At 63.5% G+C, this 22,596-nt stretch carries 27 protein-coding genes and 1 tRNA gene; 9 read left to right on the top strand and 19 right to left on the bottom strand.

The features are described from left to right. Positions 1 to 32 precede the first annotated feature (32 nt). The 6 genes from ACJYUO_RS08255 to ACJYUO_RS08230 form a co-directional block, all read right to left on the bottom strand. Positions 33 to 776 (bottom strand): SOS response-associated peptidase, encoded by a 744-nt coding sequence (locus tag ACJYUO_RS08255; RefSeq protein WP_494344912.1) that lies wholly within the window; start codon positions 774 to 776, stop codon positions 33 to 35. Between the two features lie 582 nt (positions 777 to 1,358). Continuing rightward, positions 1,359 to 1,439: transfer RNA gene (locus ACJYUO_RS08250), tRNA-Ser, on the bottom strand. A 47-nt stretch (positions 1,440 to 1,486) separates the two neighbouring features. Beyond that, the gene (locus tag ACJYUO_RS08245; protein ID WP_494344911.1) at positions 1,487 to 1,732 is read right to left on the bottom strand and encodes a DUF7981 family protein; all 246 of its coding nucleotides are present in this window, start codon (positions 1,730 to 1,732) and stop codon (positions 1,487 to 1,489) included. A gap of 6 nt (positions 1,733 to 1,738) precedes the next feature. Beyond that, complete coding sequence (locus tag ACJYUO_RS08240; RefSeq protein WP_494344910.1) at positions 1,739 to 2,128, bottom strand: Rid family detoxifying hydrolase; 390 nt, start codon at positions 2,126 to 2,128, stop codon at positions 1,739 to 1,741. A 178-nt stretch (positions 2,129 to 2,306) separates the two neighbouring features. After that, positions 2,307 to 3,518: a threonine ammonia-lyase gene (gene ilvA / locus ACJYUO_RS08235; protein ID WP_494344909.1), complete on the bottom strand. Its 1,212-nt coding sequence runs from the start codon at positions 3,516 to 3,518 to the stop codon at positions 2,307 to 2,309. 257 nt (positions 3,519 to 3,775) lie between these two features. Next, complete coding sequence (locus tag ACJYUO_RS08230) at positions 3,776 to 4,225, bottom strand: gamma-glutamylcyclotransferase family protein (RefSeq protein ID WP_494344908.1); 450 nt, start codon at positions 4,223 to 4,225, stop codon at positions 3,776 to 3,778. 198 nt (positions 4,226 to 4,423) lie between these two features. On the opposite strand from ACJYUO_RS08230, the gene ACJYUO_RS08225 reads away from it, so the two are divergent. Together ACJYUO_RS08225 and ACJYUO_RS08220 are read left to right on the top strand one after the other, a co-directional pair. Continuing rightward, positions 4,424 to 5,485: a DUF7490 domain-containing protein gene (locus ACJYUO_RS08225; RefSeq protein WP_494344907.1), complete on the top strand. Its 1,062-nt coding sequence runs from the start codon at positions 4,424 to 4,426 to the stop codon at positions 5,483 to 5,485. After that, on the top strand, positions 5,482 to 5,823 hold the full coding sequence (locus tag ACJYUO_RS08220; RefSeq protein ID WP_494344906.1) for a DUF8060 family membrane protein: 342 nt from the start codon (positions 5,482 to 5,484) through the stop codon (positions 5,821 to 5,823). Before ACJYUO_RS08225 ends, ACJYUO_RS08220 begins: the two co-directional genes overlap by 4 nt. Positions 5,824 to 5,878: 55 nt before the next feature. On the opposite strand, the gene citZ is transcribed toward ACJYUO_RS08220, so the two are convergent. Continuing rightward, positions 5,879 to 7,027, bottom strand: coding sequence for a citrate synthase (gene citZ / locus ACJYUO_RS08215; RefSeq protein ID WP_494344905.1), 1,149 nt, complete (start codon positions 7,025 to 7,027; stop codon positions 5,879 to 5,881). 324 nt (positions 7,028 to 7,351) lie between these two features. Here citZ and ACJYUO_RS08210 point away from each other — a divergent pair, with 324 nt between their 5' ends. Beyond that, the gene (locus ACJYUO_RS08210) at positions 7,352 to 8,560 is read left to right on the top strand and encodes an MFS transporter (protein WP_494344904.1); all 1,209 of its coding nucleotides are present in this window, start codon (positions 7,352 to 7,354) and stop codon (positions 8,558 to 8,560) included. 34 nt (positions 8,561 to 8,594) lie between these two features. Here ACJYUO_RS08210 and ACJYUO_RS08205 read toward each other — a convergent pair whose 3' ends face one another. Continuing rightward, a complete protein-coding gene (locus ACJYUO_RS08205) occupies positions 8,595 to 8,969 on the bottom strand; it encodes a VOC family protein (RefSeq protein ID WP_494344903.1) in 375 nt (124 codons plus the stop codon). Between the two features lie 112 nt (positions 8,970 to 9,081). Here ACJYUO_RS08205 and ACJYUO_RS08200 point away from each other — a divergent pair, with 112 nt between their 5' ends. Then, complete coding sequence (locus tag ACJYUO_RS08200; RefSeq protein WP_494344902.1) at positions 9,082 to 9,519, top strand: universal stress protein; 438 nt, start codon at positions 9,082 to 9,084, stop codon at positions 9,517 to 9,519. A gap of 54 nt (positions 9,520 to 9,573) precedes the next feature. Here the strand turns inward: ACJYUO_RS08200 and ACJYUO_RS08195 are convergent, their stop codons facing one another. Further along, positions 9,574 to 10,227, bottom strand: a complete 654-nt coding sequence (locus ACJYUO_RS08195; protein ID WP_494344901.1) for a helix-turn-helix domain-containing protein — start codon at positions 10,225 to 10,227, stop codon at positions 9,574 to 9,576. 444 nt (positions 10,228 to 10,671) lie between these two features. On the opposite strand from ACJYUO_RS08195, the gene ACJYUO_RS08190 reads away from it, so the two are divergent. Further along, on the top strand, positions 10,672 to 10,866 hold the full coding sequence (locus tag ACJYUO_RS08190; protein ID WP_006185778.1) for a cold-shock protein: 195 nt from the start codon (positions 10,672 to 10,674) through the stop codon (positions 10,864 to 10,866). A 170-nt stretch (positions 10,867 to 11,036) separates the two neighbouring features. On the opposite strand, the gene ACJYUO_RS08185 is transcribed toward ACJYUO_RS08190, so the two are convergent. Then, positions 11,037 to 11,399 carry a cell division protein SepF gene (locus ACJYUO_RS08185; protein ID WP_494344900.1) on the bottom strand — a complete coding sequence of 121 codons (363 nt, stop codon included), beginning with the start codon at positions 11,397 to 11,399 and terminating at the stop codon, positions 11,037 to 11,039. A gap of 116 nt (positions 11,400 to 11,515) precedes the next feature. Between ACJYUO_RS08185 and ACJYUO_RS08180 the strand changes: the two genes are divergently transcribed. Next, complete coding sequence (locus ACJYUO_RS08180; RefSeq protein ID WP_494344899.1) at positions 11,516 to 11,665, top strand: hypothetical protein; 150 nt, start codon at positions 11,516 to 11,518, stop codon at positions 11,663 to 11,665. Between the two features lies 1 nt (position 11,666). On the opposite strand, the gene ACJYUO_RS08175 is transcribed toward ACJYUO_RS08180, so the two are convergent. Beyond that, positions 11,667 to 12,116 (bottom strand): CBS domain-containing protein, encoded by a 450-nt coding sequence (locus ACJYUO_RS08175; protein WP_494344898.1) that lies wholly within the window; start codon positions 12,114 to 12,116, stop codon positions 11,667 to 11,669. A 171-nt stretch (positions 12,117 to 12,287) separates the two neighbouring features. Beyond that, positions 12,288 to 12,767, bottom strand: coding sequence for an RNA-binding protein (locus ACJYUO_RS08170; RefSeq protein ID WP_494344897.1), 480 nt, complete (start codon positions 12,765 to 12,767; stop codon positions 12,288 to 12,290). A 131-nt stretch (positions 12,768 to 12,898) separates the two neighbouring features. Here ACJYUO_RS08170 and ACJYUO_RS08165 point away from each other — a divergent pair, with 131 nt between their 5' ends. Further along, on the top strand, positions 12,899 to 13,192 hold the full coding sequence (locus ACJYUO_RS08165; RefSeq protein ID WP_494344896.1) for a DUF7562 family protein: 294 nt from the start codon (positions 12,899 to 12,901) through the stop codon (positions 13,190 to 13,192). A 23-nt stretch (positions 13,193 to 13,215) separates the two neighbouring features. Here the strand turns inward: ACJYUO_RS08165 and ACJYUO_RS08160 are convergent, their stop codons facing one another. Further along, entirely contained in the window at positions 13,216 to 13,860 is a 645-nt protein-coding gene (locus ACJYUO_RS08160) for a helix-turn-helix domain-containing protein (RefSeq protein ID WP_494344895.1), read from the bottom strand. Between the two features lie 85 nt (positions 13,861 to 13,945). Between ACJYUO_RS08160 and ACJYUO_RS08155 the strand changes: the two genes are divergently transcribed. Both ACJYUO_RS08155 and ACJYUO_RS08150 read left to right on the top strand, forming a co-directional pair. Continuing rightward, entirely contained in the window at positions 13,946 to 14,839 is an 894-nt protein-coding gene (locus ACJYUO_RS08155) for an alpha/beta fold hydrolase (protein WP_494344894.1), read from the top strand. A gap of 105 nt (positions 14,840 to 14,944) precedes the next feature. Further along, complete coding sequence (locus ACJYUO_RS08150) at positions 14,945 to 16,243, top strand: RNB domain-containing ribonuclease (RefSeq protein WP_494344893.1); 1,299 nt, start codon at positions 14,945 to 14,947, stop codon at positions 16,241 to 16,243. A gap of 129 nt (positions 16,244 to 16,372) precedes the next feature. Here the strand turns inward: ACJYUO_RS08150 and ACJYUO_RS08145 are convergent, their stop codons facing one another. The 6 genes from ACJYUO_RS08145 to ACJYUO_RS08120 all read right to left on the bottom strand — a co-directional run bounded on the left by ACJYUO_RS08145 (position 16,373) and on the right by ACJYUO_RS08120 (position 22,464). Beyond that, positions 16,373 to 16,768 carry a hypothetical protein gene (locus ACJYUO_RS08145; protein ID WP_494344892.1) on the bottom strand — a complete coding sequence of 132 codons (396 nt, stop codon included), beginning with the start codon at positions 16,766 to 16,768 and terminating at the stop codon, positions 16,373 to 16,375. A 347-nt stretch (positions 16,769 to 17,115) separates the two neighbouring features. Next, positions 17,116 to 18,006: a hypothetical protein gene (locus ACJYUO_RS08140; protein ID WP_494344891.1), complete on the bottom strand. Its 891-nt coding sequence runs from the start codon at positions 18,004 to 18,006 to the stop codon at positions 17,116 to 17,118. Beyond that, complete coding sequence (locus tag ACJYUO_RS08135) at positions 18,003 to 18,629, bottom strand: hypothetical protein (protein WP_494344890.1); 627 nt, start codon at positions 18,627 to 18,629, stop codon at positions 18,003 to 18,005. Before ACJYUO_RS08135 ends, ACJYUO_RS08140 begins: the two co-directional genes overlap by 4 nt. A gap of 271 nt (positions 18,630 to 18,900) precedes the next feature. Further along, entirely contained in the window at positions 18,901 to 19,458 is a 558-nt protein-coding gene (locus ACJYUO_RS08130) for a GNAT family N-acetyltransferase (RefSeq protein ID WP_494344889.1), read from the bottom strand. A 207-nt stretch (positions 19,459 to 19,665) separates the two neighbouring features. Further along, a complete protein-coding gene (locus ACJYUO_RS08125) occupies positions 19,666 to 21,129 on the bottom strand; it encodes a dihydrolipoyl dehydrogenase family protein (protein WP_494344888.1) in 1,464 nt (487 codons plus the stop codon). 84 nt (positions 21,130 to 21,213) lie between these two features. After that, positions 21,214 to 22,464, bottom strand: a complete 1,251-nt coding sequence (locus tag ACJYUO_RS08120) for a hypothetical protein (protein ID WP_494344887.1) — start codon at positions 22,462 to 22,464, stop codon at positions 21,214 to 21,216. Positions 22,465 to 22,596: the final 132 nt, after the last annotated feature.

Raw genomic sequence — 22,596 nt, 5'->3', positions numbered from 1 at the left:
ACGGGCGACCACTCACTCGTTCGCGATCGCACTCAGAGCGGCTCGACCAGCGACGGCTCGTCCGTCGACGGGTCGTTGGCCGCCGTCGAGACCGGATACGCCGCCATGCCGTCTGCCGGCCGCGGCTCGAGTACCTCGCGGCCGGCGTCGCCCGAGAGCCAGCGCTCCTCGGCGTCGGGCTCGAGAATCACCGCCATCCGGTGGTGCAGTTCCGAGACGAGGTCGTTCGGCTCGGTCGTCACGATAGTGAAGGTCTCGAGCGGCCCGCCCCCGGTCTCGTCGTCGACACCGCCCCCGAAAGCGTCGAGGCCCGTCTGGGTCGTCTCGGGCTCCCAGCGCTCCCAGAGGCCGGCCATGGCGAACACTCGGTCGTCCTCGAATCCGACTCGATAGGGCTGTTTTCCACCGTCGGATCGGTGATCCGACGAGGATCGCGAATCTCCGATTCCCTCACCGCCGTCGGTTTCGACCCACTCGTAGAAGCCGTCAGCCGGAACGAGACACCGCCTGCGCTCGTAGGCCTCCCGAAAGCTCGGCTTCTCGTCGACGGACTCCGCCCGCGCGTTGATCAACCCGCCGCTGTCGTCGTCGGCCCACGACGGCACTAACCCCCACTCGAGTCGCCGGAACGAGTCGGGGTCCTCGTTCGTGATCACCGGCAGCTCCTGTCCGGGTGCCATGTTGTAGCGAGGGGAGAATTCGCCTTCCTGGAACCGGGCATCGAACCGCGACTCGAGGTCCTCTTGCTCGACGACGAGCGTGTAGCGGCCGCACATACCTGTTCCTCGGGCCGCCGGGCTAAAGGTGTATTCCGTTTCGGACACCGCTCGAGCACCCGACCAAACGAACCGATCCGACCGTCAGTATGCGGCGCTTACGCCGACTCGAGCGACCGGTACGGACCCTGTTACGATACCCGATCCCGGTAGAGTCGAGAGCGGGGTCATCATGAACGACCGATACGAAATGGTGGTGTGTCAGAGCGGTCGGCTGGAACTCAGAGATCCGGATGACCCCGACTGCTGGATCGCGACCGACTCCCCTGTCGAACTCGAGCAGTAACGCGCTCCATCCGTACCCCTACCCTTTCGTCGGCGCACTCTCGCTCGAAAGACGCATCGATAACAGCCGCTAACGGGTTTCAAAATCGTGAAAACGCCAGGACAGGGATTTGAACCACGGTCGGACGTGCTCGCTTCGTTCCACTCGCTGTGCGCGACCTCCCTGATTCAAATCCGTCGTTGGGTATCTGTCGCTCACGATGTTGTTCGCGACAGAATATTCTGTCACTGTAACGGTTACAGGAATTCGCCGTGACGGCGCGGCGAATTCGTTCACTGACTTACAGTGACAGAATACGCCAGGACAGGGATTTGAACCCTGAATCCCAAAGGGAACACGCTTTCCAGGCGTGCGCCTTACCGTTCGGCCATCCTGGCTCACGTCATCCTAACCGGGTCCGTCGTTTAACCCTTACGAGATACGTTTACTCCGTCCGGCGATCGGCCGCCCACGCGGCGAGTCGCGGCTCGAGCACGTACGCGCCGCTCCCCGCGACGATCCCGACGACCAGACCGAGTCCCAGCGCGCCCGTGATCGGCAGGAGCGGGGCCGCTAGCAGGGCGTAGCTCTGGACGAGCACCAGAACGGACAGGAAGCCGACCAGCCCCCACAGAGCTGCGGATTTCGCCCGCGGATCGATCCCCATCCGCCCGGCCGGATAGCCGCTCACGGCGGTCTATGCCTCGTCCTCGAGGGACGCGATCGCTTCGATCTCGACGCCGACGCCCTTGGGCAGCGCGGACACCTCGACGGCGCTACGGGCCGGCGGCTGGTCGTCGAAGTAGTCGGCGTAGGCCTCGTTCATCGCGTCGAAATCGTCGATATCGTCGAGGAAGACGGTCACCTTGAGGATGTCTTCGGAGCTCGCGCCGGCCTCGTCGAGGACGGCGTCGAGGTTGTACAGCGCCTGCTCGGTCTGGTTCGCGATTGGCTCGTCGTCGAGCAGGTCGCCCTCGGCGGTCATCGGGATCTGTCCGGCGGTAAACAGCAGCGAGTCGTTTCCGGCGGCCTGACTGTACGCGCCGACCGCAGCGGGCGCGTCGTCGGTTTCGATGATTCGTTTCATACCTCGAGGAGGTATCCGGGCGCGCTTAAAGCCTCGAGATCCGGATCGATTTGTGGCGGCCGGACGATCAATAGCCACTTCGGACTCACAGCGGTGGCGGGGCCACAGGCCACTCGAACGACAGCCGACTCGAGCCGCGAATCGATCGATGGTAGCACCGAACCCGGCGAATCGGACCTCAGGCGAGCACGTCGACTTCGTACCCCGCGTCGCGGAGCGCCGAGAGGAAGGCGTCGACGTGGTCGGGGCCGCGCATCTCGAGTTCGATCTCGACCTCCGTGTCGCTCATCTCCACGTCGCGGGAGGTCCGATCGTGGTGGATCGCGTAGATGTTCGCCCGGTGTTCGGTGAAGATGTCCAGCAGGTCCTCGAGCGCACCGGGGCGGTCCTTCAGCACGGTCCGGATCTTCAGGTAGCGGCCAGTTTCGACGAGCCCGCGGACGATGACGTTGGTGAGCGTGTTCAGATCGATGTTCCCGCCACAGAGCGCGGGGACGATAATCTCGTCCTCGTCGTAGTCGAATTTCTCGAAGAGAACCGCGGCAAGGGGAACCGCGCCCGCGCCCTCGACGAGGGTCTTCGAGCGCTCGAGCAGGTAGACCAGGGCGACGGCGATTTCGGGGTCGGAGACGGTGACGACCTCGTCGACGTACTCCTGAATGTAGGGGAACGTCCGCTCGCCGACGCTGCGGGTGGCGATGCCGTCCGCGATGGTGTCGACGCCGTCGAGCGAAATTCGCTCGCCTTTCTCGAGGGATTTCGCGGCGCTCGAGGCCCCGTCGGCCTGAACCCCGATCACTCGCGTGTCGGGCTTTTGCTCCTTGATCGCGGTCGCGATGCCGCTGATGAGTCCGCCGCCGCCGATCGGGACGACGACCGTGTCGACCTCGGGACAGTCCTCCAAAATCTCGAGGCCGATCGTGCCCTGGCCGGCCATGACGTACTCGTCGTCGAAGGCGTGGACGTAGGTGCGACCCTCCTCGCGTTCGATCTCGTGGGCGCGTTCTGCGGCCTCGTTGTAGTCCCGCCCGGAGAGGACGACCTCCGCGCCGTAGCTCTTGGTCGCTTTGACCTTCGAGATCGGCGCGTGCTCGGGCATGACGATCTTCGAGTCGACGCCCGATCGCGTGGCCGCAAGTGCGACGCCCTGCGCGTGGTTGCCCGCGCTCGCGGTGACGACGCCGGCGTCTTTCTGGGCCTCGGAGAGGGTCGCGATCCGGTTCGTCGCCCCGCGGATCTTGAACGCGCCCGTCCGCTGGAACGTCTCCAGTTTCAGGCGGACGTCGGCTCCGGTCATCGCCGAATAGGTATGCGAGTGCTCGAGCGGCGTGTGCCGAGACGTCTCTCGGACTCGCTCGCGCGCCTCGAGAATATCGTCGAGTTCCAGCATACGACCGTCTACTCGGCGTGCGGTGTAAGGATTACTGTCGGAGGCCGGGAGAGCCTATCGTCGGGCCCGCACGGTCTCCGACAGCGATGTGCTGTCAAACCTGGACAGCACGACAGGGAATACAGGGAATGCACGGCGTGTGACGTGCAACTTGAGAAGGGGACCCTGACCATATAAATCTCATGCACCCGCGGCGGAAGTGAAATCGCAAGACAGCACAGAGGTTATCGCGGCGTCAGACGGAAGACAGACGGGCGTCATTCGCGGTTCCGAACCACGAGATCGGTACGCGAAACGACCGATCGGACCCGCTCGCGGAACGGACCGTCGCCGGGCCACGTCGCGTCGACGCCGAGCCGGGCAGGGTCGCCGACGTACACCCAGCATCGGTCGCCGTTCCGGTCCCGTGTCGCGGCTTCCTGCCGGTCATCATTCCGCCCCACCACTGGCACTGCGACTCGAACGTAGAGCCCGTCGGCGACCCCTTCGTACCGATCGAGGCGCTCGAGTCCCGCGTCGTCGACCGCGAGCAGCCGCCCGTCGACGCTGCCCCCGGGTACGAGCGTCGGATAGCGGCCGTCGACGCGGTGGCATCCCTCGAGGGTCGCGCGGCCGACGAACGCGTCCGCCACGCTCGAGGCGTCCGTCTCGAGGACGCTTCGAACGCGCTCGGGGTCGGTCAGTGTTCCGTAGACGAAGACAGCCACGAGTGTGCGTTCGGACTCGAGGGGCTTGCACGTACCGCCGCCGCCGACGCCAGAGCGGATCGCCGGAAGTCGCTGGTACGCCGTTGCGATGCCCTTTCGGCGGCCCGTCCCGAGAACGGGGGCGGAGCGTCTCGGATCGAGCGTTCATTCACCGCGAATTACACAAAGCACTTATACGACTGCTCGGACCGGTGGAGTATGAACCGCGAGTCCCTCCTCGCCGTCGCGGCGCTCGCGGTCGTTCTCGGAGCGCTGACGATCCTCGCTGTCGCCGGTGCGGTCTCCGATCCCGGCGAATCCGAGACGGCCGCCGAAATCGAGCGCGCAGGCCACGTCTCCCTGACGGAACTGACGATCAGCGCCGACGAGATCACCGGCGGCACGGCGACTCTCGCCCTCGATACACACCTCGAGCACCGCGGCGGTCCCGTCGCGAACGTCACGATCGTCCACCGGGCGACCGACACCGAGACCGGCCTCGTCGAAGCGACGACCGAACGCGAGGTCGGCCGGCTCGAAGACGAGTCCGAGCGCGGCGTCTCGAGTACGGTCGCCGTCCCCCGCGAGAGCAGCTACGAGATCGAGACGCTGGTCTACCGGGACGGCAACCGAACCGAGTCGACGAGCCACACCGTCGAGGGCGTGGGTTCGTTGACTCCCGGCTACGCCGATACGGACGTCGAGTTCCACCGGTTCGGCGGCGACGGCGGCGGTCCCGCGGACGCGCCGTCGATCAGCTACTCGATCGAATCGACGACCGACTCGACGGCGACGCTCGCAGTCGAGAGCTACCTCACGAACACCGGTGACGCCCCGGAATCCGACCTCGAACTGGAACTCGTCGCTCGCCAGTCGGGCTCGAACGTCGTCGCCGACGCCGCGACCGTCGACCTGTCGACGATCGATCCCGGCAAGACCGCGTCTCCGACGGCCGAACTCACGGTGCCGGACGAGTACGACTACTACCTCGATGCGAGGCTCTGGCGGAACGGTACGATCGTCGGCACCGATCGATCGGTCGCCAACCTCGGTCCGGGCGCGCTGTCGGTCAACGAGACGACGGCAGACAGCGGGCTCGAGGTAAGCGACTTCGCCGGCGGCACCGCAGGGAGCGACAGCGGGTACGATGGGGCCGACGGCACTGGCAGCGCCGGGGATGGGAACGAGGACACAAGCGAGGACGGAACGCCCGGCTTCGGGCTCGCTGTTACCGCGGCCGCCGTCCTCGCGACCATCGCACTCGCACGGAGGTTCCAATGACCGATACATCGACGAAGACCGACGCGCAACTCGAGGCACCGGCGGACGACCAGCACCGCGACACCGACGACGTGTCTACTGTATCCGAATCGGACGGCGGGCTCGACCCACGTTCCGACACGATCCGGCGGTATCTCGTCTGGGGCGGGCTCGCCGTCTGTTCGGTGGTGGCGGTCGTCGCGCTGATCCGCTTTTACGGCAGCGTGACCGACGCTATCGATCTCTGGATCGACCCGAAATACCAGCCGCTGACACACGCCGCGTTCAACCTCACTGTCTTGCTGACCTCGTTGATCGGCGTCTCGCTGCTGGTCAAAGAACTGAGCGGTCGAGAGTAAAGAAAAGACAACGCCGGTACGGGGTCGATCGAACGGGCCGAGAGACTCGCGGTCCCTATCGCTCTTCGAGCGGGACGAACTCTTGATCCTGCGGCCCGGTGTAGCGGGCGCGCGGGCGGATGAGGCGGTTGTCGTCCTGGTACTCGAGGACGTGGGCGATCCAGCCGCCGGCGCGGCTCATGGCGAAGATGGGCGTGTACATGTCGATCGGGATGCCGAGCTGGTAGTAGACCGAACCGGAGTAGAAGTCGACGTTCGGCGCGATTCCCTTCTCGACGAGGCCTTTCTCCTCGGTGAGGAACTGCTCGATGGTGGTGGTGTAGTTGTACCACTTGTCCTCGCCGTTCTCGGCGAGTTCCTTGCTACGCTCTTGGAGGATCTTCGCGCGGGGGTCCTTGACGTTGTAGACGCGGTGGCCGAAGCCGGGGATGCGCCGACCCTCGGCAGAGGCTTGTTCGACCCACTCGCGGTGGTCGAGGTCGCTCTCGTCGATCTCGATTAAGACCTCCATGACGTCCTGATTCGCGCCGCCGTGGAGCGGCCCCGAGAGGGCGCTGATGCCGCCGGTGACGGCGCTGTAGATGTCGGCCATCGTCGAGCCGATGACCATCGAGGTGAACGTCGAGGCGTTCAGGCCGTGATCCGCGTGCAGAATGAGCGCCTGATCGAACGTCTCGGCGGCGATGTCGTCGGGCTCCTCGCCGGTCAGCATGTAGAGGAAGTTCGCCGCGAGACCCAGATCGGGATGGGGATCGATGGGCTCCTCGCCGAGGCGGTAGCGCTCGAAGGCCGCGAGCGCGGTCGGGATCTTGGCCGTGATCCGGCGACCCTTCCGCAGCGTCGCGTCGAGGTCCTCGGGATCGGCGTCGGCTTCGGGTTCGTAGGCGGAGAACATCGAGACCGCAGTCCGGAGCGCGGCCATGGGTCGTTCGTCGGCCGCGGCGAGTTTCTCCATCGTCTCGAGGACGTCGTCGTCGACCTCGCGTTCCTCCATCAGGGCCTCGGCAAACGGCTCGAGTTCGTCCTCGGTCGGGAGGTGACCGTTCCAGAGCAGGTAGAGCACTTCCTCGTAGCTCGCACCGCGAGCGAGGTCCTCGATCGTGTAACCGCGATAGATCAGTCGACCGGCATCACCGTCGATCGAACTGAGCTCCGATTCGGCAACCAACACACCCTCGAGCCCTTTCTTGAGGTCGTCAGACATGGTCAAGGATTTCGGACGCCAATGGAAAAGTATTATCGTTTGCCCGGTGCCGTCGATCGGCACCCCGGATGTTCGCATTTTGCCGGTTTTACGACTACAGACGAACGCTAGTTTCGTGATCAAACGAACAGATAGTCAGTCGATGGTCGGGAGGATTACTATAATTGTCTTTCGTGAAGAGTTGGGCGAGCGACCGTCGCGAGTTTCGCCAGCGAAAATCCGACGACAAATGCGGGACGGCAACGTGGGACAGGAGTGCTGAAACTCGAGTGAGGCCTCACAGCGTCACTCTTTTTGAACCCCTTTGCAAAGGACCACCGAGTGATGGATCGGTCGTACTGGAAGACGGTGTCTCTCGTCACGATCTGGCAGGTTTCCGCGAGCATCTGTTATTACGCGATCTTCGCCGCGACGCCCTTTTTCCGGGACGCGTTCGGGCTCTCGCGGTTCTCGGTCGGGCTCGTGGTCACGACGCTTACGCTCGGCTACGCCGTCTTCCTGTTGCCCCTCGGGGCGCTGACCGACCGCTTCGGCGAGCGACTGACGCTGACGCTCGGGCTCGTCGGGCTCGCGACGGGAACGCTCCTCGTCGCGGGCGCGCCGACGTACGCACTGTTGCTCGCGGCAGTGTTCGTGTTGGGATCGGCGTACGGGACCGCGATCCCCGGGACGAACAAAGCCGTCTTCGACAACATCGAACCAGGTCGCCAGAACCTCGCGATGGGTATCAAACAGGTCGGCGTCACCGGCGGGAGCGGCATCAGCGCGCTCTTGATTACCGGCCTCGCGGGAGCGTTCGTCTGGCAAACCGGCTTTTTCGTCGCCGCAAGCGTCGGCGTGATCGTCGCCATCGCCTTCTATCTGAGCTACTCGAGCGACAACGACGGCGGCGTCGCTGACTATCCCGACTTTCGCGCGCTGCTCTCGAACCGGCCGTACGTCGTGTTGACGACCGCCGGGCTCTTCCTCGGCGCGGCCCTGTTTACGACGACCGGCTACACCGTCCTCTACGTCGAGGAGTCGATCGGCGCATCCGTCGGCTTCGGCGGCATCGTCCTCGCGCTCGTCCAACTGTTCGGCAGCGTCGGGCGCGTGTTGACCGGCTGGCTGAGCGACGTTCTCCCCGGCGAGCCTCGCGTCAGGATCGGGCTGTTGCTCGTCGTCCAGTCGCTTGGCAGCGCCGTCATGTTCGTCGTCGTCGCGTCGACGCACACCGAACTCGGTGCCGCGGTCGCGTTCGCCGTGCTCGGCTTCTTCGTGCTCGGTTACACGGGCGTCTACTACTCCGTCATGGCGACGCTCGTCAGCGCCGACGAGATGGGGGGCGCGACCGCCGGCGGCCAACTCGCGCTCACCAGCGGCGCGCTCGTCGCGCCGCCCGCGTTCGGCTATCTCGCCGACACGGTCGGCTACCGCACCTCGTGGCTCTTTCTGGCCGCCGTCGTGACGGTCGCGGCCGGCCTCCTCGTCCGGGTCGTCCGGACGCCGCCGGCCGTCGAGAACCCCGCCGCGACCGACGCCGCCGAAAAGTAATCGCTCGAGTCCCAACGACGCCGCATTGGCCAGCTTACTCGAGTTCTTCGACGAGTTCGACGACATAGCCGTTCGGGTCCTCGACGAACGCGACGCGAACGTCGATATCGTCCATCGTCGTCGGCGCCGTCTCGACCGGCGGGTCCTCGCGCTCGACCAGTCGCTCGAAGGTCTCGTCGGTGCTGTCGACGCCGACCGCGACGTGAGCCATCGATCCCGAGTCGACCTCGGTCTCGCCGTCGGGGTCGTACTTGAACTGGAACTCGCCGTGTTCGCCGCCGATGTAGACGTTTTCGACGCCGTCGCCGCCGGTAAACGACCAGTTTTCGGTGAGGCCGAGCCCGTCGATGTAGAACTCGCGTGTCCGTTCGATGTCCGATACCCACAGCGCGGTGTGAATGACGTCCATGGTATCGTTGATGACGCCCCCTGTCAAAGGGTTACTGACATTCGTCGGCGGTGGCCCTCACGCGGTGGGAACTGACAGTGGGACTTTGATACCGCGGCACCGAGGACGAGACATGTATCACGTCCTCATTCCGGTCGACACCGACGAAGAGCGCGTGAGCGCACAGATCGAGACGCTACGCTCGCTGCCGGCCGATCCCGACGACCTGTCGGTGACGGTCCTACACGTCCTCGAGGAGATCGACACCATGCCCGACGAGGGCGGGGCGACGTTCATCGACGATCTCAACGAGTCGCTGTCCGAGATCCGGGACGTGCCCGACACTGTGTCGCTGGTCGAAGACCGACTCGAGGACGACAGCATCGCGGTCGACCGCGCGGAGTTGGTCGGCGACGCCGCCGACGGAATCGGGCAAGTTGCATCGGATATCGACGCCGACGCGATTCTACTGGGCGGCCGGAAGCGGTCCCCGGTCGGGAAAGCGCTCTTCGGCAGCGTCAGTCAGCAGGTCATCATCGACGCCGACCGACCGGTCATCATCGCCGACTGACACCGCGACAGAGAAGACGGCTCGAGAACGGTCGCAACGACGTGGCTGCGTTTTCTACGTTTCTTCCTCGAGGATCGCGTCCATCAGCTTCGTCTGGGCCGCCGCCAAGTGTTCGGTAAACGTCGATCGTGCAACGTCGAGTTCCTCCGCGACATCCGTCGCGTTCGCGCCCTTCGGGTAGTCGAAGTAGCCCATCTCGTGGGCCGTCTCGAGGATTTCTTGCTGTCTGGTGGTAAGCACGTCCCGATCGACGACGACCGGATCGGCCGAGACATCCTCGTGGTCCTGGGTGAGTTCCTCGACGATGACGCCGTCGAAGTACGCCCGCAGTTCGTCGACGATCTCGGCGATCTCGGCCAACTCGAGCGTGCGAAAGGAGAGGAGCAACGAGCCGTTCTGGGCGCGGACCGACGAGATCGGCGTGCCCGTCCCCTCGATGATCTCGCAGGCGCAGTCGGCGCTACTGTCGCGCTCGAACCGATAGATCGCCTCGCGGTCGTTCGACTGGACCGGCGTCAGTTCGACATCGTGGTCACCCTCGACCGCGGCGTCGGCGGCGACGCCGAACTCCTCGACGACCGTCCCCTCGGCCGTCGGCTGGGACGACCGAGAGACCGAATCGACCGGTTCGCCGGCGGACGCGGAGACATCGGCCACGGGACAGTCAGCCGGTTCGTGGACGACGACCGTTGCACGAAAGCCCGTCATATCGATCCGTACGCGTCCATCCGGAATAACCGACCCCGGGAATTCCCACCGGGTGAAAATTCCTCGCACGGACCGAACGTCCCCGTTAACACCACTCTTCGTACTGGTGGACGCGGGCCGGGTTCAGCGGCTCGAGCTCGCGATCGGTCCCGTCGTAGGCCTCCCGGTGGTGCTCGGAGGAGATCCCGATGCTCCCCTCGGGGGCGAACGCCCGCGGGAGAATCGATTCCGCGCGCCGCCGACGAAGTCCGCACGCTCGTCACAGCCCCGCAGTCCCGCCGCGTCGAACGCGTCGACCTCTTCCTCGAGAGGTCCCCTCGACCGTGGTCGTCACGAACGGCGGCGACAATCGACGGTTGATAGTTTCACCGCGGACGGGTCGACGGTCGTGGTACCGCGACCCTCGGAAGTCTTATCCCCCAATCGACCCTACAAATGTTTGTAATGGCGAAAGGAAGCGTTGATTTCTTCAACGACACAGGCGGCTACGGTTTCATTGAGACGGACGACGCGGACGACGACGTTTTCTTCCACATGGAAGATGTTGGCGGTCCGGATCTCGAAGAAGGCACAGACATCGAATTCGATATCGAACAGGCCCCCAAGGGCCCGCGCGCGACGAACGTCACGCGAACGTAATCTCGAATTCAACGCGTCGCTTTCGACGGCGCGAGACGACTGCGTTATTTTATTGCGATCGAACGGACAGCGGTAGCATCGTCACCAGTTCGGGTCGCCACAGACGAGTCAGGAACAGTGATTGCTGAACGAGAACGGCGATCCGGCATCTGCCCGCCTGATAACTCCCGCTATATCTTTTGGCCCAACTTTTCGCGGCTGATGTGGATACCAGTCGGCGTGATGATCATCTGATCCTCGCCTTTCCGGACGATGTCGCCGTTGACTTCCTGGGCGACCTGCCGCAGTTCGTCGACGATGTGTTCGACGGTGCTGTCTTCGGTCCGCAGGCGCGTGATATCCGCGATGACGATGTCGCCGTCGTAGACGGCGTCTTTGATGTCGATCGCGTCGGCCTGTCCGCTGACTTCCGCGATATGTACCTGCATCGTCGCCTCTGCGGACCCGTCGGAGACGTCCTCGAGGTTCAGTTCGGCGTAGTCCTCGACCGTTCTGGACTGATTGCCGCCGAGAATTTTGCTCATGAGTCCCATTGGCGGTATCCACCGCCGCCGCCAGTATAGTTCTTACGTCAGACACAGTCCCGTCTGTGAGACCGTTCGGCCGACCGACGGCTGGAGTACTACGGAATCCGCGGTCGAGCGCCGGTTTGGTCTCGAGAGTCGCCGGTCCGTGGGCCACGCCGATCGCAGACGGACGGGAGACCGACGACCTCGCCGATCACGGTTACAGGGATCTGCGCGCCCAGTACGAAGGCGCGTTCGAATCCGATTCGCTGGACCGCGGGGTGACCCCGTGACTCAGTCGCCCGCAGTGAGTTCCTGCCCTTCGGTCGCCTCCAGACGCAACGGCTCGTCGCGCCACTCGATCTCGAGGCGGTGACGCGGTAGGTACGGGGCCAACGTGTGGGCCGAAAGCAGGCCGCGGTAGACGCCGTCGTCGACGACGGGGAGGTGTTTGACCCCGTCGGTTCGCATCGTTCCGGCGGCGTCGGCGATCGTCGCGGTCGGCGACACCGTCGTTACCGGTGCGGACATGATCGCTCGAGTCGCCGGGCGGTCGTCCGTTTCCGCGACCAGTGCGACGAGATCCGACTCGGTGACGATGCCGACGACCGACTCGTCCTCGAGGACGGGAAGCGCGGGCACCGTCGGTCGGCGGAGGGACTGGGCCGCCTCGCTCGCGGGCGTTTCGGGGGCGATCGTCGGCGGCGATCGGAGGTCGATGGCTTCGACTGTCGTCTCGATCATAACTGTCCTGTGGTACCACGGACCGATACATAACGCTAGTGGACAATCGTCTATTAGGTACTAGTATTGCTAGCATGTGCAGCAGTTGTCGATGTCATATACCGATGTTCGAAACCAGAGTGCGGATTTAACCAATAGTTGTTAAAATATGAGAGTGCTGCCGCGGCCAGCCTACCCCGTAAATTCGTAGAGGTCGTCGCCGACGTGGTGCAGCGAGTCGACGACTTTCCCCTCGTTGCCCGCCATCTCCGCGCCGTCGACGCGGGCGCGGCCGACCGCGAGGACCTTGCCGTGGGATTCCTCCGCGATGACGACCAGATCGTCCGGCGAGATGTCCTCGGTCGCATCGGTGATCCCCGGGCGCATCACGTCGGCACCATCGCTGACGAACGAGACCGCACCCGCGTCGACGGTGACCAGCCGTTTTTCGGGCTCGTAGGCGTTCGCTCCGCGGACGGTCAGAAAGAGATCGTCGCCGAACGCCGCGACCTGCGGTTCGCCGTCGATGAGGACCACTTCCCAGTCGGTGTCCTCGAATTCGACGCGCTCGTAGGCGTCTCCCTCGGGCGAGACGCCCAGTTGCTCCGCGAGCGTCTCCTCGAGATCCGACACCGCGTCGCTGCGGAGGTGATGTCGAGACTTGACCTGCATGATCGGGCAAACGAGCGGTCCGGAGATAAAAGGCCCGTTCCGGAGAGCTTCGGGTAACCCGGCTTGCCTGACCGTCAGCATGCGAGCAACGTGTGCCAATCGCTAAGTAGGACCGCGCCGTCGGACCGCCTATGTGGCCCTCTCGGAACCGGACGGAGACGGTCACCTGTCTCGCCTGTGGCACGGAGCGAGCCCGCGACGAGGCCCGCGAGTACGACAAGTACGGCGACCGCTGGGATCGCGCGGACAAGACCTTCGAACACCTCTGTAAGGCCTGTCACAGCGACCTCTGTCACCACCCCCGCGGCGAACTCGAGGACCTGCTGGTCGACCTCGAGGCCGGTCGGTGGGACCAAGAGACGTTTCTCGCGAGCTATCTTTCGGCGGTCGAGGAGCGATACGGCACGCTCGAGGAGGAATCGTAAGCGCCGTCCCATCGGCGACGGCGCTACCCCGTGTCGACGGCGTTCGTCACGAGCGTCGCTTCCGCTTTCCGCAGTAGTTCGCCGGCCGTACTGCCGGCACAGTCCAGTTCGGCGGCAACGTCGGCGACCGAGCCCGACCGCGGAACGTCGTAGTAGCCGACGGCGACGGCGGCCTCGAGCGCGGCCCGCTGGCGGTCGGTCAGCGCGGTCGCCGACGCCCGCCGGTCGAACTCGCGGACGCGTTCGATCGTTCCATCGCCCAGTTCAGTCAGTTCATCGTAGAAGCCAGTCAGCGCATCGGATCGACCGACGGCCTCGAAGGTCACCGCGCCGGTGTCGTGAAACGTGACCGGCGGCAAGAACACGATCTGTGCATCCTCGACGAGAGTGAGAATCGCCACCTCGAACTCGTAGGCCGTCTGGTGGACGAACACGTACGTCCCGTCCTCACGCTCGACGAACTCGGTCGCAGTAACGCTCTCGACAGCGGCCAACAGGTCGGCGATCTCGTCGGACCCTCCGTCACACCACAGCAGTGTCGTCACGGTCCCCATCGGCCCCCACATCAGGAGCTCCGCCCGCGAGACGCCCTCCGTCGCCACGAGTCGTCGATGGAGGGGGTGTGCGGCTCCGTCCGGAAACGTCACGCTGAACGAAACCTGTTTCATCGTCGGCCGATCTCGCCGAGAGGTATTAAAAGACCGCATGGATCCGGGAGAATTCACTCCGGAATCGGCCGATAATACTCGGTCGATGACACTGTCGCGATCGGATGCACCGGCCGAGGACGACGACCGCGAGGCGGATCCACCGACGATCGTTACAGGGGCTGATGGGAGGCAGGTCGCGTACGCCGACTACGGCGACCCCGACGGGACGCCGGTCGTTGTCCTCCACGGGACGCCCGGCTCGCGGCGCTTCGGTGCCCTGTTCGACGACCCGGCGAGGGAAGCGGGCGTTCGCCTGCTTGCTCCGGACCGGCCGGGGTACGGACGCTCGTCACCAGTTCCCAACCGTGATATCACCGACACCAGTGTGACCGTTGCCGCGGTCCTCGAGGCCGAGGGCATTTCTCGGGCCGGGATCGTCGCGTTTTCCGGCGGCGGCCCCCACGCGCTCGCGGTCGCGGCGACGCGGGGCGACCTCGTCGACGAAATCGACATCGTCTCCGGCGCGCCGCCGCCGTCGCTCGCGGCCGATCTCCCCGCCGTCCAGCGCCTGCTCGGCTCGCTCGCGCGGCGGACCCCCCGTCTGCTGTGTGGGTTGCTCGGCGTCCAGGCGCGACTCGTCGCGCGAACGCCGCCCGCGGTCGTCCTCTCGCAGTACACGACGAGGGCCGAGCGGCGCGAGATCCCGCCGATGATGGCGGAGCGCGTTCGGCGCGACTTCCTCGAGGGGGTCGGGACACAGCGGGACGGGTTCGTCATCGAGACGCGGCTGGTAACGACGGAGTGGGGGTTCTCGCCGTCGGATATCGATCACACGGTTCGGTTCTGGCACGGCGACACCGACGCGAACGCGCCCCTTCGAGGGGCTCGTCGCCTTCGAGAGCGGGTCTCCGACGGCGAATTGACCGTTCTCGAGGACGCCGGCCATCTGACCGCGCTGTCTCGGAGTCGGTCGCGGATCGTTCGGTGCCAGCGGTAAGCGGAGAGACTGGACCGAGACCGGGGCAGACGCGTTCCGCCGACGGCGGCTTCGGGCCGGGGCCGTCCCGACACGACTTTCACTCTTACGTGCGTAGCCCTCGCCATGAGTGACGACGCACAGGCCGAGGCCGGAACGGTGGAAGGCCAGGGCCCAGTCGAAGTCTCGGAGGATCTCGCGCGCCATCTCGAGAACAAGCGCGAGGAGCTATTCGAGAAGTTCGAACTCCGGGACGAGTTCCCGCCGGAGGTCTTGGAGGAGGCCGAAGCCCGAACGGAGGGCGTGACGGCCGAAATCGAAGACGAGATCGACGAGCGACAGGATCTGCGGGACCTGACGACGTGGACGACGGACCCGATCGACGCCCAGGACTTCGACGACGCGCTCTCGATCGAAGAGCGCGACGACGAGTACGTCCTCTGGGTCCACATCGCCGACGTGACCCACTACGTCAACCCGGAGACGGCGATGTGGGACGAGGCCGTCGAGCGCGGGAACACGGTCTATCTCCCCGGCTACACAGTCCACATGCTGCCGCCCGTACTGGCCGAGACGGTTTGCTCGCTGGTCCCCAACGAGGACCGGCTGGCCCACACCGTCGAGATGCACCTCGACAAGGAGAACCTGACCTACGAGAACATCGAGATCTACAAATCGGTCATCGAGTCCGACGAACGGCTCACCTACGCCGAGGCCGAAAGCCGGCTCGAGGAGCCCGACGCTCCCCTCCACGAGGAGAACGTGCTGGTCTACGATCTCGCCGAACAGATGCACGAACAGCGCAAGGAAGACGGCTCGCTCGTCTTGAACCCGGCTCGTGACCGCGCCCACACCATCATCGAGGAGTGCATGCTGAAGGCCAACAAGGCCGTCACGCACGAACTCATGTGGAATCGCGGCGTCTCGGCCATGTACCGGGTCCACCCCCAGCCCAGCCCCGACGAGTGGTCCGAAGCGCTCCGCGAGATTCAGGACTTAGACGGCGTCTCGATCCCCGGCAGCACGTGGGACGACCCCCGGAAGGCCGTCAACGCGACCCTCGAGGACGCGCCCGAGCGCCAACTGGACAAGATCCAGTGGGCCGTGATGAAGGTCATGCCTCGAGCGCGGTACATGAACGATCCCTTCGGCGGCCACCACGCGCTGAACTTCGAGATCTACGGCCACTTCACGAGCCCCATCCGGCGGCTCTCGGACCTGATCAATCACTGGATCGTCTATCAGAACGACGTGCCGGAGAACCTCGTCGAACTCTGCGATCGCGCCAGCGACAAGCAAAAAGACGCCGAGCAGTGCGAGCGCGAGTACAAGACCTTCCTCCAGGAGGTCGGCCTCGATCCGATGGCGGTCAACAACCGCGGGATCGAAGTCGTAGACGAGGAAGAGGCCGACAAGACGCTGTGAGCGAGGCCGAGTGAGCGACGCGGGCCTCGGAAGAGCGGTAAAGCCTCGAACAAGCGAAACGGTGAACGGAGTGAACCGTGATCAGAGCGAGGCTACTAAGACGTAGCGAGCAGACTCGTTTCTGAATTACTACAAAACTCTTTGAGTTAGTGTTCCCGGTGAATGAATATCGAATACTTGACTGTCATCGTCTTCCCCATCATCGGGATAATAGTGAACATGATCTTGATCAGTCAGTCTCCCTTCGTCATCGTACACGCTGTAACTGATAACGAGTGGTTCAGCCTCGGCAACGTCTTTCTGCTGTGTTTCCCCTTCTGGCTCTACATCGATCCGACTAGAAAATACATTCGCTTCGCTACGGGTTGAGGCGTCCCGGAATATGTTCATTTCGACTGTGTAGGGGATATCGGTATGGTTGAAAAATATCAAGTCGAGCATCGGTGAGCCGGAGGACGGTGTTGAACAACCGGCTACGCCCGATAATAGGAAGGTTGTTCCAAGGAGGAGGTGACGACGTTTCATAAGCTAACATTTGATCTTTTTTCAAATAAATTTTTATACAAGAGGGCGGGCTCCGTTGTGCAACAATCGGTTTTCCCTCCATGCTACATTCGTACCTCGTAATCAGTACAATTTTATTAATATTACGTCATATAGTGAGAGTACAGCAATAGCAGTGTCAGTTAAATTCGTTTGAGAAGTGAGCCAGTTCGGGGAAGAATTTGGCTCTATTGCTGGTAGACATACTTAGCAAATGTCACCCAGCAAAATTTGACAATTCTTGAAAAGCGTAATCGGACGGCAACACCCATCAGAGTGTTCGCTACCTGTCCCCCCGCGATCGATTATTCGATTCGAGAGACAAGAAATTATTGGTATGCTTGGTGTTGAGCACTCTCATCAATCAATCTGGGACTGGGTTCATCGGCTATCTGATAGTATTCCAGACTCGCCGATGCCCACGAGAGCTTTGCTCTCCAATGGTCGGCGAATCGTTGATTCGCCTCAACATCAGAACATGATGCGTTCTGAGGACGGCGTCTCCGTCGCGGATCGGCTATCCAAAAGACTTCGCTTAAGAGCAACGACGAATAACCTTGGATAAATGTTGTATACTCTGGCATGAACAGAAGGCAGTGTCTGTCGTCGTCATTCCACTCATTATTAACTCGCAATGATACGTCCGCGACTTGATGCTCACCGTTGCTGGTGACGTGCGGTAAGTCGTCGTAGCCACCACCAACATCAACATCGAAAATGTATCTCTCACCATTGCCCTCCTGATCGACATTGGTGGAGCTTCCCCCTCTTGTCGCCATTATGTAGTCTACCACGACACTTGCAGCACTCACGTAGATGTTTCCAGTGGAGCCGAGGAGGTCAAGGAGAAGTCCTAACTCGTTGTTCTCGCTCTCTCCCTCGCCGTCATCGGGGTCAGGATGGGAGAGGTAAGTGTTGTCGTTACTGGCGTCTGCAACATCAACCGCGTACCTGAAGTTCCAAGGCTCCGGTTTATACCGGTCAAAATCACTGGTGTTGCAAGCGTCCGGGATCAGGTTCCCAGGGCGGTCCTCAAAATGAAAGAAAAAACGCCAGACGTTTGAACCGTTGTATGCAATTTGATCCCACTCTTCCTGGGTATTTCCCTCAGCGCCGATACCATAGGCGCCCTCCCATTCCATGGAGTTGCCGCCTGAACAGTCGTAGCTAATCGAGTCACTCCATGAGTTTTCGTCAAGCAATCCGTGATCTTCACTCATCGGTCGTCACCTTCGAAGTCGTCGTGAACGGATGATTTGGTAATTTCTAACAATCGGTCGAGGCTACTGTCAGTCGGTAGCCCTGTCTTCGGAACCTCAAAGGAATGTGGGCTCTCGACCCACTTGCCGTGGGGCTTGAGGCCGGCGAGCGACTTGTCGGGATTGACTTTCGCCTCGTCGCGTACAAAAAAAAACCCGAGGAGACCGTACTCGGTAGATGGTCGGCTGATAACCCCGGATAAGTGATCATCTTCTTGTCGGACACTGACCTTTAATGGAACGTCACCAGCCCGGAACTTGGAGTCCGAAAGGATAGCCGAGTACCGTGCTCTCGCGTTAGACGCAGTGTCCTCTATATGTTCAAGCCTGTTGAACGGAATAGAGAACCCGGCGATATTGAGCTGACCCTGGGGCTGGTTATCGTCGATGTTTATAGTCCCCGAGACGGGACCTCCTACCTTGCCTGTTAGCGTATCGTAGCTAGCTCCGACCATCTGACCACTTGAAGTAGTCGCCCCTACCGTCTGGATTCTGGTGACGGTCCCAAGCGTGCCCGCTCCGATACCTTTCAGCACTGTTCGTCTCCTCTTTTTCTTACCGCCCGTGATGCTAATCTTTGCCATCACCTGAAAGTCATCACCAATACTAATAAAGTTATTTGTCAGAGTGAAAGTCTAAAATTCATATGTCTATGGACATCTGTTAAGTGACTTGTGGTGAAGATAGGTCAACAAAGTGATTTTGTAATAGACACGTATGAGGTAGATCGCAGGAGTGCCACGACCAGTTCGAACATAGTGTGAGCGTGCTTTCCACGCTAAATGCATCTAAAAAGCAGTATTTCAACGGAGCCACAATCGCAAAGCCGTCGTGCGATCGAGCGTGCAATAACGGTCAGCGGCCCCACTCTCCGTCCGAATCCGATAATCGTCGTTCGTACACGTGTTCCTCGAGGCCCGCGCCTAAATCGGACGGCCGCGTCACGATGCGGTCGAATCCACGCGATTCGTAGAACGAGATTCCGACCTCGTTGGCGGCGAGGACGGCCAGCCGGAGTCGGTCGAACCCCGCCGAGAGTTCGGTCTCGAGGCCCTCGAGCAGCGCGGTTCCGGTCCCCTCGTTCCACCGGTCCGGTCGCACGTAGAGGCGAGCGAGAAAGGCGACCGAGGAATCCTCCGGCCAGGGGACGGCGTGGGCGAAGCCACAGGGGTCGCGGCCGGCCCCCACACCGGCCGTCGGCGAGTTCTCGGCGACGAGGAACGCGGCGTCGTCGCGGCCGCTCGTGTCGATGATCGACGACTCGAGGTCGCCGATCGCATACCACTCGTCGACGACCTCGTCGACCGTTTCGGGGCCGAGTACGTCGTCGTAGGCGGCGTGCCAACTTTGGCGGGCGACCTCGTGGACGGCCCAGACATCGTCGACCGTCGCCCGGCGAACGTCTCGAGTCACACGGAACGTAGCACAGCACCCGTCAAAAAGCAGCGGGCGACCGCCATCGATCCGGGACGGTCGCGTCGTGATGGATGCGGCGCTCGCTGAACGATGGAGTGGTGGGCGGACCGACCGTTCTCGAGGGAGCGACATCACCACTGTCCCGCCCGCCGTTCCCGCTTTTCTGTCGATCACCGACGCAACGGCTGCGGCCCGTCGCCGCCGCTACAGCGACATGTCCGGCGAATCGATATCGCCGATACAGTCCTGTCGGTCCTCGAGTTCGGAACAGGCGTCTCTGAACAGTCCATCGAGAATTTCGGGTGTCGTCGGGTGGTAGGCCCGCTTTGGCACTTCCCGGACGTCGAGGCCCATTTCGACGACGACCTGCATCGTCTTCGCCATCACGTCGGCGTGGCGGTGCAGCCCTTGATAGCCGAGGACGCTCCCGTCTTCCGCGCTGACGATTAGCGTCGCACGGCCCTCGGGGTGGCCCTTGGTCTTGAAAACGCCGTCGGCAGACGCTTCGCGGGTGACGACGATTTCGTCCATCTCCGTCTCGGCGACGGTCGCCGGCGTGTGACCGATGCGGGCGAAGGGGTAGACTCCCAGTCCCGAGAAGATCACGTGGTGGGGAACGCTCGTGTAGGGCTCGCACTCCGCTCTCTGGTAATGGTTGACGATGTTCTCCCCCGCCGCGAACCCCTGTTCTTTGGCGACGTGGAGGATCGGCTCACGGCCGTTGGCGTCGCCGACGACGAACACGCGGTCGTCGTCGCGGGCCTGCATCGTCGACGTGACCCAGCCGTCGCCGGGCTCGAGCGCGGTGGTCTCGAGTCCCAGTCCGTCGAGGTTCGGCCGGCGGCCGGTGAACAGGTAGAGCTCGTCGGCCTCGACGACTCGCTCCGACCCGTCGTCGCGCTCGGCGAACAGCCGGACACCGCCGTCGTCGGTCGGCTCGAGGCGCTTTTCATCGGTGTTTTGCAACACGTCGATCCCGAAGTGGTCGCGGTAGATGTCCACCAGCGCGTCGCCGTACTCGGGTTCCATGTCATCGAGCGGTCGCTGGTCGTGTTCGATCACGGTGAGGTCGACGTCCCCGACCTCGCTGAGGTAGGGGCCGAGTTCGAGGCTGATGTAGCCGTGGCCCATCACGATCCCCGAGTCCGGGAACGCGGTCGCGTCGAGGACGTCCGTACTGGTCTGGAACGAGACCTCGTCGATCCCCGGCAGTTCGGGAATGTTCGGCACCGAGCCGGTCGCGATGGCGACGTAATCGGGCTCGAGTCGGCGGTCGCTGACCGCGAGCACGCGATCGTCGACGAAGCGGGCGGTGTCGCGGACGAGTTCGACGCCCGCTCGCTCGGCAAGGTCGTGGACGTGCTCTCGGCGGTGTTCGGCGAAGTTCGAGACGTGCTCGTCCTTTCGGGCGACGATCCGCTCGGGATCGGGATCGGGCGTCCCCTCGAGTCGATCGTCGTGGCGTGCCAGATAGCGGTGCTCGCCGGCCGAGAGGACCTCTTTCGAGGGCATACAGCCGCGGAGAATGCAGAGCCCGCCGCCGGGGTCGCCGTCGTCGATCAGCGTCAATTCGAGGTCGTCGTCGAACTCGCCGCGTCGCTCTTCGAGTTCGTCGGCGACGGCGACGCCAGCGCTGCCGTAGGCACCGACGATCGCAACGTGTACCATAGCGGTGCTTCGGCGGCGATGCAAAAAGGCGTTCCCTCGATGTGTCCGTACTGCAGCGATCGGAACGGCAAACCCCGCAGTTCGTTACCGTCGAACTCGAGCGCCGACGCCGGTCAGCAAGGCGAGTGCCGCAGCGCCGGCACCGAAGCCGGGCACGCTGTCGTCGCCGCTGCCGTCGGTCGTCTCGGTTTCGGCGGATCCGTCGGCGCTTTCCTCCTCGGTACTCGCCCCGTCGTCATCGGAGTCGGTCTCGGACTCGTCGCTCTCGTCCGTGCTCTCGTTCTGTGCGGACGCGCCGTCGATCGTCGCCGTTCGCTCGGAGAAGTGATTGACCGCGACGTAGACGGTCGCCTGTCCCTCGGCCTGTGTATCCTGTGCAACCATGTACCGGGACTCGTCGCTCCCGATCGCGCCCTCGAGGTCGCTCTTCGAGGACGCCTCGACCGCGGCCTCGCCGTCGACGGTCACCGAGAGGGTCTCGAGGCTGCCGACGGCCTCCTCGGAGACGGTGGTCAGCACGACGGTCCCCTCGTGGGTCGTCCGATTGATCGTCATCTCGACGGTCCCGTTGGCGGTCGTTGCTGCCTCGGCGGAGGTCTCCTGTCCGTAGGTGACGACGTCGGACACCGTCTCGCCGTCGCGGTGGTCGGCCGTGACCTCGACGGCGGCGTTGCCCTCGGCGATCAGCGACTCCTCGTCGGTCGCGCTCTCGTCGCGTTCGCCATCCGCGTAGGAGCGGAACGCGAGCGTCGCGTTCTCGCTGAGGTCGGCCGTCACGTTCCCGTCAGAAACCGTCACCTCGCCGTCGCCGACGACGAGGAACGCGCCCTCGCGGTCGCCCGCTTCGACCACGACGCGGTCGCCGTCCTCTCGGGCCTCGGCGCTCGCCCCGAGTTCGGCCTCGACGTACTGGGCCTCGTCGCCGCTCTCGACGACGAGCGTCCCGTGTTGGTTGTCGTGAGCGGACAGCGTCGCGCCGCTATCGGCCTGTATCTCGGCGCTGGCCTGCGTCTGCGTTGCAAGCGACAGCCCCGCGCCGTTTAGATCCGTCGCGGCATCGAGGCCGGTGCTCGCGTCGAGTCCGGCATCGGCGTCGGCCTCGCTCTGGGACTGGACGGCGACCGACGAAAAGGCGTGTTCGCCGTCGATGCTGTAGTTGGCGATCGCATCGCCCTGGACATCGAACGCCACGTGGGCACCCGCGTAGGCGTCGCTCTGGGTGGTCGTACTCGATTCTGTCGCAGTCGTCGTTGTCGTTGCACCGGCGGCCGCAGCCATCGTCACGGCGCTCGTGGCCACGAGCAGTGCAACCACCAGTGTGGCTCCGCGATTCATTACGAGCCGTGGCTTTCGACGCCCGTATAAAACGACTTCTGGCAGAACCGTCCAATCGTCCGCAGATATCGTCGGTGGCTCGAGCCGAGATGACGAGACGCGGCCCTCGTAATCCGATTCAGCGATTTCCAC

This window comes from Natrinema sp. CRL1, from assembly GCF_059162405.1.
Note: the sequence above shows the minus strand (reverse complement) of the source record. Positions and strands in the feature narration are given on the sequence as shown.